This window comes from Trichocoleus sp. FACHB-90, from assembly GCF_014695505.1.
GTDB classification, from domain to species: domain Bacteria; phylum Cyanobacteriota; class Cyanobacteriia; order Cyanobacteriales; family FACHB-T130; genus Funiculus; species Funiculus sociatus.
Window position 1 is genome coordinate 32,582 of record NZ_JACJOK010000029.1, and the last position, 12,319, is coordinate 44,900.

The window sequence follows — 12,319 nt, forward strand, 5'->3', positions numbered from 1 at the left end:
ATCAACTGGCACTCATGCCCGCACTTTCGGTGCATTTAGGAATCCACTACGACTGAAGTATGAGAAATAGGTTTTCAGCAGTTTAGAGTCTACGCGAGGACAAGCGATAGCAGAATCTGCAAGCTTGTTTACTGTATCTTGACAGTTGAGTTTGACTCTTCGTTGTCCTAGTCCGGCAAAGGTCAGTTGTTCATCAGACCATCTCCGCAGAAAGAAAGGTAAAAGACCGCTTAAAGCATTGTCTTTAGAACCAACTGTTTCTATTAACTCTGCTTCCCATTCTTCATAGGAAATCTGTCGCACTGGATAGCCCAAATCATCGATCCAATTTGCTACTTCATCCCAACTTGAAAAGTTAGGATTGTTTAAGTGAAAAGCTTTTCCGAGTGATTCTTTCTGCCTTGATAGATAGACAACCGCTTGGCTGACATAATCCACAGGCACAATGGTTATGCCACAGTTCATATTTGGCATACTACCCATTTGGATACAGCCTTTAAGAAATCGGCAGGTAAAATCATCTGTATTCCAAATTCCTGTTTTGCTGTCTCCGGCAATTAAAGGCGGTCTGTAGATAGAAACTGGAAGTCCGCGATCGCGTGCTATAGTAACTAACTTTTCCGCTACCCATTTTGTTTGGGTATAACCAAGGTCTATTCCGTCAATATGAATAGTTGGCTCTGATTCTTTCACCTCCTTTCCGTAATAACCAGATGAATCAAAAACGGCATCAGTCGAAACATAATGCAGTGGCTTGACTTTAAATTGACAGGCTAACCTGAGGATTTCTTGCGTACCCAAAACATTAGTCGGCTTTAATGCTGAATAAGGATAAACAAAATTCAAAGTTGCCGCATTGTGATAAATAATATCAATTGTGCGGGCAAGATTTTCAAATTGTTCTGTTGAAAGACCCAACCGTGGCTGAGATAAATTTCCGGCGATTGAAATAATTCTCGAATTGTACTTCTCCTTCCATAGGTCGTAAGATTTCAGATTGTTTCGGATTTTCAGCTTGCCTACTTCAGCATCAGCAGCCCGTACTAAGCAATAGATGTTTGCGTTAGTCTGTTCGAGGAGTTCTTTAAGCAAAAAGGCTCCTAAAAATCCACTGGCACCAGTTAAGAGAATCGAAGCTGCTTCCGTCTGTTGAGCATTTGCTGTGTTGGGATTAATTGCCTCATCTAACACAGCTTCATCGTAGAGATTTAAGACATTTACTGTCACATCTACTGTAGAAATATCTGGTGTCAGTTGCTTAAGTAATAGCGCTGCCAGCAGGGTAATATTTGATGCTTCTAGAAACTCCCTGACAGGTAATTCGATTTGTAATTGAGAGCGAATCAAACTGACAACCTCAACTGCCATGAGAGAGTCCATTCCTAGATCAAATAGACCTTGCTGCGGATCTGGCAATTGAGGTAGGCGCAGCACTTTTGCAACTTCACTTTGCAGGTGAGTTATTAACAGAGAGTGGCGATCGCTTACAGGAGTTGTCTCCAATCGTTGTAGAATCTCCGATCGTTGCACCGACTGTTGTGGCGTTTCGGGCGATCGCACCTCAAGCAGTTCTAATAGCGATCGCTTCCCTCTGGCTTCATAAAGGTCTTTGAATAAAGTCCAATCGACATTCGCCACTGTTGTCTGAACGCAACCTGCTCCTAGAAGATATCCCAAGGCGGAAAGTGCTTGCTGTGGTTGCAATGCTTCCACTCCCATCCGCGTCAAGAATGTCTGGAATTCTTCTAGCGCCATACCGCCGCCAGCCCAAGGGCCCCAATTTACACTTAAAGCTGGTAGCCCAAGTCCAAGACGATAATGTGCCAACATATCTAGGAAATGGTTCGCCGCCGCATAGTGGGCTTGTCCTTTAGAACCCCACACCGCAGATATTGAGGAGAAGCTAACGAAAAAGTCCAGCTTGATTTTTTGGGTAAGTTGATGCAGAATCCAAGTTCCTACTAACTTCGGACGCAACACAGAGTTAAGGGCGTTTAAATCCATGTCTGCGATCGCTTCATATCGAGAAACCCCAGCAGCATGAATAACCCCTCGTAGGGGTGGCATTGAGGCTTCAACTTCCTCAAGCACTCTGAGCATATCCCCCCCATTGCAGACATCTGCCTGAGCAACTAAAATCTCGGCTCCTGCTTCCTCCATCTGGGTAATAACTTCCCGCGCCTGGCTGGAAACTGCACTGCGTCCAGTTAGTACCAAGTGTTTAGCGCCCTGTTCCAGCATCCACTGGGCAACTTTCAGCCCCAAGGCTCCCAAACCCCCAGTAATCAGGTAAGTGCTATCAGCATTTAACGCCACGCCTTGAGATTCTGGTAGTTCCTTTTGCACCAAACGGGCGACATAACGCTGTCCATCCCGGAAGGCGAGATGGTCTTCCCCTTGTGCATTTTCAATTTCTGCTAACAGCTTCGCGGCTTCATCTTCAGTTGCTTCAGGGGCTAAATCGAGCATTCCACCCCACAATTCCCGGTGTTCCAGAGCCACGACTTTGCCCAGTCCCCATAAGGGTGCTTGAGCAACTCCCGGAAGCGAACCACCAACTGGTACTGCACCCCGCGTTACTAACCACAACTTGGGTTGGGAATTGGAAATTGAGAATTGATTTTCTTTCCCAGTCAGAGTTTGCACTAAATTTAGTACACTAGCAACGCCTAGAGTTTGTGCATTTTCTAGAGAGGGAATTGTTAACTTATCTGCCAATCCCGCCTCTAAACTCCACAGGTGGAGGATTCCCTGTAAAGGTAGATTTCCTATTTCTTGGAATAATCTCTCAAAGTCGGCTGGATTGGAAGGGTTGATCGTGTAGGTTCCGGGTTCTGTGGTTTGATAGGTGTCTCCCGGATAGACCAGAATACAGTTGCAGCGATCGCGCAAAATCGCTAAATTTTCCCCTACACCCTCCAAGTCTGCAAAAATCAGCCAACGACCAGACCTCTCCCCTGCGAGGGGAGGGGAGCTGAACTCAGCGGGCTGAATCGTTTGGTTTTCCGTCAACTGACGCGGTTTAAGTTGCCACTCTATCTCATAAAGCCAATCTTTGATAGATGCTGCTGTTAGCGGCTGTTTATTTTGCTTAACTAATAATTCCAGCAGCTTCGGCAATAATTTCAACTCATCTTCTGAAAGTTTCCCTATGGTTTCTAACTGCTGAATTAGCTGTTGAGTATCCCCCTGGTTCAGAAGCTTAACCATTGGGGTGAGAGGCTTTTCGTTTGAGTGACCATTTTCAGAGAACTCTACCCAATACCGCTGTCGCTGGAATGGATAAGTTGGTAGTTGCAGACGGCGACGGGGGTAATCTTGGTCAAAGCCAGACCAGTCTACAGCCACTCCACGCACATATAGTTCTGCTAAACTCTGGAGGATTTGCTGCCAATCGGAACGCTCTGGACGCAAACTTGGTAAAGATGCGAATGTCTCTGCATCTGGCAAGCAGTAGCGTCCCATCCCCAACAAAATCGGCTTCGGCCCGATCTCGACAAATACCTTATAACCCTTCTGATAAAGGGTTTCCATGCTCTTGGCAAATCTGACTGGCTCAAGCACATGACGACACCAATACTCAGGGGTGGCGATCGCATCTGTTGCTAGTTCCCCAGTAACATTGGAAACTAACTTGACTTTTGGCGAAGAATATGCGATTTCTGCGGCGACTCTCTCAAAATCTGCCAGCATGGGCGACATTAAGGGAGAGTGGAAGGCATGGGAAACGGTCAACTTTTTCGTCTTGATGCCTTCAGCTTGCAAAGATGCGATCGCTTGTCCGACAGCCTCAGCCTGACCAGAAATAACAATACTCTTTGGGCCATTAATGGCTGCGATCGCAACCTCTTGGATATATGGTTGAATGACTGCTTGCACTTTGCTTTCCGAAGCAAACACCGCCACCATCTCACCACCTGCGGGCAAAGCCTGCATCAAACGGGCGCGTTCGGCAATCAATTTTAGACCATCTTCCAGGCTGAATACCCCGGCAACACAGGCGGCGACATATTCCCCTACACTATGACCCATGACAACATCCGGAGTTAGACCCCAAGATTTCCATAACTGGAAGAGTGCGTATTCCAGTGCAAATAATGCAGGTTGCGTGTATGCGGTTTCATTTAGAGGGGAATTGATCCCTGATTCGGGATATAGAACTGATAGTAAGGGTTGTTCTAAATAAGGACGCAGAATGCGATCGCAACAATCAAGTGCTTGGCGGAAAATAGGTTGCGTTGCGTAGAGTTCGCGTCCCATCCCCACATACTGCGAACCTTGACCAGTAAATAAAAATGCTATTTTCGGGCGCTTATTGCTTTTTCCCGGATTGCTGACCAGTCCGACAGTTTCTTTACCAGCAGCAAAAGCCGTTAACTGCTCTTGCAACTGCACAGTAGATTCAGCTGTTACAGCAAAACGATGGTCAAAATGCGATCGCGCTGTATTTGCAGTAAAGCAAACATCCTCCAGGGATGCTTCAGGATGCGTCGCGAAGAAATTTGCATAACGTTGTGCCAATTCCCTCAAAGCATTCTCAGTCTTTGCCGAAAGGGTAAGAAGATGCAGAGGACGTTCGAGAGTTGTGATATCATCCGTTGGCTGATCGCACGTCACACCCAACCCCTCTAAACTTACCCAGATGGGAGCCGTAGCAGGAGGCGGGGTAAGGTTCTGCGGTGCTTCCTCCAAAATTGCATGGCAATTCGTCCCACCGAAACCAAACGCACTAATCCCAGCTAAGCGTCTCTGTGTACCAACATCCCAAGCTTGAGACTCAGCAGGAATAGCAAAGGTCGTCCCTTCCAAAGAAATATAAGGATTCAGCTGCTTGAGATGCAAGTGCGGTGGAATTTCTTTATGTTGCAGCGAAAGTACCACCTTGATGACACTAGCCATCCCAGAAGCAGCTTCCAAATGGCCAATATTAGTTTTAACCGAGCCAATCCAACAAGGTTGATCTGGCTCGCGATTCTGCATCAGCACAGCTTTTAGAGATTTAACTTCGATGGGATCTCCCAAAGATGTGCCAGTACCATGAGCTTCAACATAGCTAATCTGCGTTGCTTGCACATCAGCATTTTCCAAAGCTTGACGGATCACCGCTTGCTGAGAAGGGCCATTCGGTGCTGTGAGTCCATTGCTTAGACCATCTTGGTTAACAGCCGAACCTTTAATCACTGCTTTAATGTTGTCTCCATCTCGGAGAGCATCCGAAAGACGCTTAAGGACTACAACACCGCATCCTTCTCCCCGGACATAACCATCCGCACTGGCATCAAAAGTCTTACAGCGACCGTCCGCCGCCATCATCCGCGCATGAGAGTAGGTAATAAATGGCTCTGGAGACAGCATCAAACTAACTCCACCTACCAAGCACAAATTAGACTCTCCACTCTCCAAACTTCGGCAAGCATAATGCAATGCAACCAGAGAAGAAGAACAGGCAGTTTCAATTACCACACTTGGCCCGCGCAGATTCAGAATGTACGATAGGCGATTGGCGGTAATAGAGAGGGTGTTGCCAGTGCCATCGTAAGCGTTTACCAGGTTTAAATCTTTGGTTAGCAATCGGCAATAGTCATAGTTGCCGATTGCCATGAAAACCCCTGTTTGAGTGCCACTAAGCTTTGATGGCACGATTGCGGCATTTTCCAGGGCTTCCCAAGCTACTTCCAACGCCAGCCTTTGCTGGGGGTCCATTCGCTCCACCTCGCGGGGAGCAATCCCGAAGAAGCTGGGTTCAAATTGATCCACTTGTTCCAGGAAGCCACCCCAGCGGGTACTCATTTTTCCCGGCTTACCTGGTTCTGGGTCATAGAATGCGTCAATATCCCATCGCTCTTTTGGCACTTGCGCGATCGCATCCACACCGTTACTCAATAGTTGCCAGAAGGCTTCCGGATCGTTAGCTCCCGGAAAACGACAACCAAGACCAATAATTGCTATAGGTTCCACTGCAAAGCCTCTCATGGTCAATTTTTAGGTTGGGATTACTGTCGGGAAACCCAACCATTTATCCAGTTGACAGGACACTTGGGTTGAGTACCGAACACCCAACCTACACAGCACTTTCTTAGGCGACAGATCGGGATAACTCGTCAAAAGCCTTAATATTAGTTTTGATAGCCCGCTCAATCGAGCCTCCTGTAGCCATCAGGCGCATTTCACGGTTGACAGGCCAAAGGTAATCCATCTCCTCAAAAAACCTACGCAAATCTATCAGCAGGCGTTGGTGATACTTGAGATTTATATAGAAACCCTCGTGTTCTTGACACAAACACTTCTCAACCCACTGGAGTGCTTCTTGGGAGGACATATTAAATACAGGAGACTGAAGCAGCTTGTAAAACGAGAGCATGAAAGAAGCATCAGTTCTAAATATCCCCGGTAGTCCACCAGAAAGACCGCTCAAACCGACGCTTTGCGCCCGATAGATGGTTACATTAGCGATGAATTTCTCATATGCTGTTGGCTTCGAGAAATCCTTATACAAATCTTGAGCGATTAGCTCGCTCGTTGTAGTGTGGAAAGATTCATCCATCAGATGGTTATAGGAGACAGCTGTCGGGGCTGGGATAAACTCGCCTTGCCTCTCTAAGTCCCTGTAGTATTGGACATAGCGGTATTCATAGTTCTTAAGCAACATATTGGCTAAAAACCGCGTGACGTAGAACACGCAAGCCAAGAAGGGCGAACTGCCACAGTTTAAGGTAAAAAACTGTAACATCGGTTTTGGCGCTATTTGCCCCAACAAGCCAGTCGTTTGTGCTGGAATAAACTCGCCTTTTTGCTCCAATTCTCTCAAATAGTGGGAATAATACTGTGCTTGGTTCTTCAGCATCACCTTATTGGTGATAAAGCGAAAGGCGGTATCCTGAAACGCCGACATCGGCGAACTTTGCAAGTTAAAGCTGAAAAGTTGTGGTTGATTTTTGTTCAATTGGTTTGACTTCCCTTGCTTAGGCGCACTAAATGCTGTCTTCCCTAGCAGGGCTTTTTTCGTTTTATAACCAATTGTGTGAAAGGCATGAATGTGATGACGTTCCTGTTCTGTTTCTAGGTCTAGTTCTTGGCAGAGTGTTTTGTAATCACTCATCTGAGAAAAAACGCCAGCAGTCACCTGATTGTAAAGTACGGCATTAGCTTCGGTAGCAGCAGTTTGGTTATACTGCGTTGCCCAATAAACGTGATTTAGAGCTTTCTTTTGGGAGTCGGAGGCTTGTTCATAAAGTGGGGTGCCGTAAAGCATTGAAAGCTCCGGCTGACTCCAATAATAATCGCTGTTGCTGCTGTAGTTGAAGTTTTTGTCTAATTCCTCGATTTTCTCAGTGTAGTCGGAATCAGTGTTGCGACGATAGTTGATTTCGGTGATTTTGATATGCTTCTTTACCTTTTCCTCCGATAGAGTCGAAGATTCAAATTTTAAAGCTGGTGTTGCTGTATCTACCATAATTAACCTTTTCCTAAAAGCGTAAGAGTGCAAATGTTGATTCTTCCACTAGGAATTTCTTATTTCCAGTTCCCAGTTTCCAGCCCCCAGTCCCCAGCCTTACACTTTGATTTTTAATTCCTCAGCCAAATGCCTAGCCAAACCCTGAATAGTAGGGTAATCGTACAGTAGGGTTGGATCGAGTTTTCTTCCCATCCAATCTTCCATGTCTCCGGTCATACCAACTGCTGCTGAGGAGTCTAGACCGTATTGGTCAAAGGGAATCGTGACATTAACTTCATCCGGATCGATTTCTAGTAGTTCAGCTAGATAGGAGACAATCCACGCTTGAATTTCTGGTGCCGTCGGCGCTTCTTTGATAATCACTCCCGAAGCCGTAGACATATTTGTGGCTTGAAGATTCTCGATTTGCATTGTTTTAACCTTCAGGGTTTCAAGTGCTATTTTTTGCTGACTGTCAGTTGTACTGATGGCTAAGGAATGAGTGCCATAAATGTAGGTAATTTAGCTGCTGTTTAGACTCCAGCACAACTGATATAAATTCTCAAGATTTCCCGTGCCTTTGGTTCAAGCCGTATTAGCTTTATTTGCGGTTGAACTAATGACCAAGCTGACAAAAATTGGCTTCAGGTTGCCATTATGACAAAAAGATATTTTTTAAAGACAACCTGATATCGACGATTTGTTCTCGCTTATCGTGCGAAATGGTGCCTGAGAGCTAAAAAGTTCTCATTGTTCTAATCTCCTCTTTGGTTACTCTTCCCCAAGAATATTAAAGAGGCTGCTAGAAGAATCTTAGAAAATGTTTGATGCTATTACAATGATTAATTTGTCGATCTGACTAACAATTCTTTCGATCTTGTTTGTGTCGATCTAGCTGCGATTGGTGTTTCTCCAAGCTTGGGGAGTTGTGCCGTGGAATTGGCGAAACTGGCGGAAGAAATGAACCGCATTGTGATAGCCCACTTTAGGAGCAATATGCTCTACTGCCTGGTCAGTCTCTAGAAGTAAGGAACGGGCTGCTGCCATCCGGCGCTGGATTATCCAGCGTTGCACGGTTTGTCCGGTCTGTCGTCGGGTCAGGTTAGTTAAGTAAGCTGGGGAGTAACCAACTGCTTGAGCGACATCGCCGAGAGCGATCGCGCGATGATAATTAGCCTCGATGAAACGAAATACCTCACTCAAGGGAGGGTTGGAGGGAAAAGTTAAGTCCGCAGCAGTTGTTATTGTTATAGTTGCAGTTTCTGTGGATGATGCTGCTGGGACTGGCGGAGATGGTTGGGAGTACAACTGGCGAAGAACGGTCTGTTTTTCCAATTGGGCAGCGATCGCTTTGTGTAATTCTTCTAAAGTACAGGGTTTGGTGAGATAGTCATCCGCTCCTAGTTCCATAGCTTTGCGGAGATCGTTCCGAGTCAGCTTGGCAGTGACAAAAATGAAGGGGATAATCGCTGTCACCGGGTTAGAGCGCACCGCCGTCAGGACATCGTAACCATCGAGTTCCGACATCATAATGCCGGAAATTATCACATCGGGTAAGTCCTCCTGTGCCAGATGAATCCCAACTCGACCGTTGTCAGCACTGATAGTGTAGAAACCTTTAGCTTTAAGACCTTTGAGAAAAAGGTTCCGGGTATGTGTTTGCTGTTCAATTACCAGAATTTTTTTCACCACATCTGCTCCCATGCACACCCTTATCCACAAAGAAAGTGAGGAAAATAGCTACTCTGTTGTCAGTTGCCGTTGGAAGGTTGGAAAGTTGCTAGAACAGAACTTCGTTTCAACTTGACAGCTCTTAAGATGACGACTGACTAAGGCGTGTCAGCTTAGCTGTTTGCTTGTGGATAATTTCTGTAACACAGATTCGACCTCAGCCTGTAGATTGAGAAACTTAGATTTGCCCTGAGGATTCTCACTCCAATCCTCGATGACATTCAAACTTCCACTGAGAAACCCAGACCGACAAGCATGGCGTTGAATTTTACCACTCGAAGTCTTGGGGATACTGCCAGTTTTCACCAGCACTGTTGCATAAATCTGTAGAGCGTGTTCCGCCGCCACAGCCTGACGAATAGCCCCGACTACCTCATTCACATCCAGCTTCCGCAGGTAAGTCCGCTCGACTTCCTGAACGATTACCAGTCGTTCGCCTTTTAATTCCACCGCAAACGCTGCCCCACAACCAGGCCGCAGTGCTGGATGACTTTTTTCTACTGTCAGTTCAATATCCTGGGGATAATGGTTTTGCCCCCGGATGATAATCACATCTTTAATCCGCCCGGTGACAAACAATTCGCCATCCTGCAAAAATCCCAAGTCCCCTGTACGCAGAAATGGCCCTTCTTTCGTATCTGCTAAATAGCCGTGGAAAGTTTTTTCTGTTTCCTCTGGTCGGTTCCAATAGCCGTCAGCTACACTCGGCCCGGATACCCAAATCTCTCCGATTTGGGTATCTGGACACGGGGTTAAAGACTCAGGATCGACAATCAGAATTTTCTGGTCTAACCAAGTCTGACCGCAACCGACAATTGTCCGGGTGCTTTCCGACTTGCCAACAGATGCCACTACGCGGTTTCGCTCAAGGGCTGCGCCATCAACCTGACGAATAATTGGTGGAGCTTTTTTCAAACCTCCCGAAACAATCAGGGTTGTTTCCGCCATTCCGTAGCAGGGGTGAAATGCTTCTTTGCGGAAACCACAATCAGCGAAGGTGCTGGCAAACTGCTCTAGGGTTTCGGCGCGGACGGGTTCAGCTCCGGTGAAAGCTACTTCCCAGCTACTCAGGTCAAGAGTTGCTCGTTGTTCTGGGGTAATTTTACGAATACAAAGGTCATAAGCAAAATTAGGCCCGCCGCTAGTAGTCGCTTTGTAGCGGGAAATAGCTTCTAGCCAGCGGAAGGGTCTTTGCATAAACGCTACTGCTGGCATCAAAACCATCGGAGCGCCAACATATAGCGGTTGCAGCACTCCCCCAATCAATCCCATATCGTGGTAGGACGGCAGCCAGGTTACGCCCTGAGAGTTGGGCGTATCAGCGAAACTCTGATGGATCAAGGCGGAATTGTGCCACAGGTTGCCGTGAGTGATCATGACTCCTTTGGGCGTACCGGTAGAGCCTGATGTGTATTGGATAAAAGCTAGGGTACTCTGGCTCAAGCCTGGTTTCTGCCATGTCTGGGCTTGGTCGCTGTTGATGTTATCTGTGGCTAGCCAGTGCAATCTGCCGAATTCTGCATCTTCGGTAAAGCGATCTTCTATGCTGCCAGACAAGGATGTGGTTGTGAGGGCTATTGTTGCTTGGCAAGAAGATGCGATCGCTTGCAATCTGGACAGATTCTGATTGCGCCTTGGTGGATATGCGGGGACAGCTACAACAGAGGCATATAAACACCCAAAGAAGGCAGCAATAAACTCTAAACCTGGTGGATAAAGCAGCAAAGCACGAGAACCTGGGGCATCCAGGCTCTGAAGTTGAGATGCGATCGCTCGCGCTTGTCGATCCAATTCTTTGTATGTCAGCCTAACAGCTTCTGTTTCTCCGTCCTGCAAAAAGGTATAAGCTGTAGAGTCTGGCTGATTTTTCGCTCTGTAGTCCAGCAGGTCTACCAAAGTCGAAAATTCATGCCCGATGTCTGCCGAATAATCTAAACAAGTAGTCATTCCGTACTCCTGAGAATATCTTCAAATACCTGCTTCTCTATGGATATCAGTTCATTTCCTTTAAGGACAATTAACTGGATTTAATCTAACTTACTATTGAAAAAACAGTAACTTTGTTTACTCTTCTGTCAGATTATCCCAAAAATTAAGTAAATATTTATTTCTTCAATAAATATACTTTATTCAAGCTTCCATAAAAACTAATTCATTCAGCTCTTTACTTCGCTGAAGCTAGATGTTTCCACGTTGTATCTGTTACCTGTACAGACAGATAATAGTGGAAATTAAAAAGCTTTCGACCTTTGAACGATTCTCAAAAAAACATTTTCTAGATAGACTTTCTTGAGAAAAATACTGTAAATTTTATCAAATCTGTAACCCTTGATACCCAATATGGAAGGCAGACACTTTGTGTGTTTTGCCTATTTATAAGTCTGGAAGCCTCACTTTACTAGGGGTCTCAGATATTTTTACAATCAAAAACTTCTCATGTAGACTTGAAAGTTTTGGCGGTAAGAGAAAAGTTTATTTGCCCTCTCCCAGGCTCGGAACACTTTGTTGAAAATGGATGTTTTGGCGATTTTCTAACGGAAACCTAGCATACTTTTCATAAATATGTCTAGTCGTTTTCCGCAACTTCATCAAAACAACATAAATGACTACGTGTTTCTACTGAATCAGCCCAAAGGCATACTCAATGTTAAATAAGTATGTTGTTATGGATACATCAGAGTATTAGAGAAAGGATAGAAGTGTTTAACAGTAAAGTTTGTAACTAACTATCTGGGGAAAGAAAAAAGCTAAAAACCAGCTTCGAGGAGAGCATAACGTTCGGGCTTTTTAGCAAAAATGATTATTTACATCATCCTTTTGATATATTTTCATTGATTTGGCAAGTAAGTTTTCGGCTTTTTTATAAATTTCATCTAAAAAAAGTAGCAAAAACTACTTGAAAAAAATAAATTGGCATTTTAGTATAGAGCGGGATGATGAACTATAAATCCCCAAAATTCCCCAAGAATAAGCAATTGCGCGGCTAACTCACTTACCTGGAGCGCCACTATATCGGTCATTCGTCCAATCTCCATCTTGTAAAGACTAGCCTGGTAAAATCAGGCGGTAAGTCATAGTAGTGTATGTTACTTGGCTGGATAAAAGCCTCATTGAACGAGTGAGTTGCATCAATTAATCTTTGAATCGCAAAAT

The 12,319-nt window shown here is 45.5% G+C and carries 5 protein-coding genes; all 5 read right to left on the minus strand.

Annotated features, from left to right (window positions below; all coding sequences use genetic code 11):
• Nucleotides 1-12 precede the first annotated feature (12 nt).
• The 5 genes from H6F74_RS08920 to H6F74_RS08940 all read right to left on the minus strand — a co-directional run bounded on the left by H6F74_RS08920 (nt 13) and on the right by H6F74_RS08940 (nt 11,113).
• Nucleotides 13-5,973 carry a type I polyketide synthase gene (locus H6F74_RS08920; protein WP_190439365.1) on the minus strand — a complete coding sequence of 1,987 codons (5,961 nt, stop codon included), beginning with the start codon at nt 5,971-5,973 and terminating at the stop codon, nt 13-15.
• A gap of 103 nt (nt 5,974-6,076) precedes the next feature.
• A complete protein-coding gene (locus H6F74_RS08925; protein ID WP_190439369.1) occupies nt 6,077-7,453 on the minus strand; it encodes a hypothetical protein in 1,377 nt (458 codons plus the stop codon).
• Between the two features lie 99 nt (nt 7,454-7,552).
• Nucleotides 7,553-7,867: an acyl carrier protein gene (locus H6F74_RS08930; protein WP_199301017.1), complete on the minus strand. Its 315-nt coding sequence runs from the start codon at nt 7,865-7,867 to the stop codon at nt 7,553-7,555.
• A 459-nt stretch (nt 7,868-8,326) separates the two neighbouring features.
• The gene (locus H6F74_RS08935) at nt 8,327-9,139 is read right to left on the minus strand and encodes a DNA-binding response regulator (RefSeq protein ID WP_190439371.1); all 813 of its coding nucleotides are present in this window, start codon (nt 9,137-9,139) and stop codon (nt 8,327-8,329) included.
• A 135-nt stretch (nt 9,140-9,274) separates the two neighbouring features.
• Nucleotides 9,275-11,113 carry a fatty acyl-AMP ligase gene (locus H6F74_RS08940; protein ID WP_199301018.1) on the minus strand — a complete coding sequence of 613 codons (1,839 nt, stop codon included), beginning with the start codon at nt 11,111-11,113 and terminating at the stop codon, nt 9,275-9,277.
• Nucleotides 11,114-12,319: the final 1,206 nt, after the last annotated feature.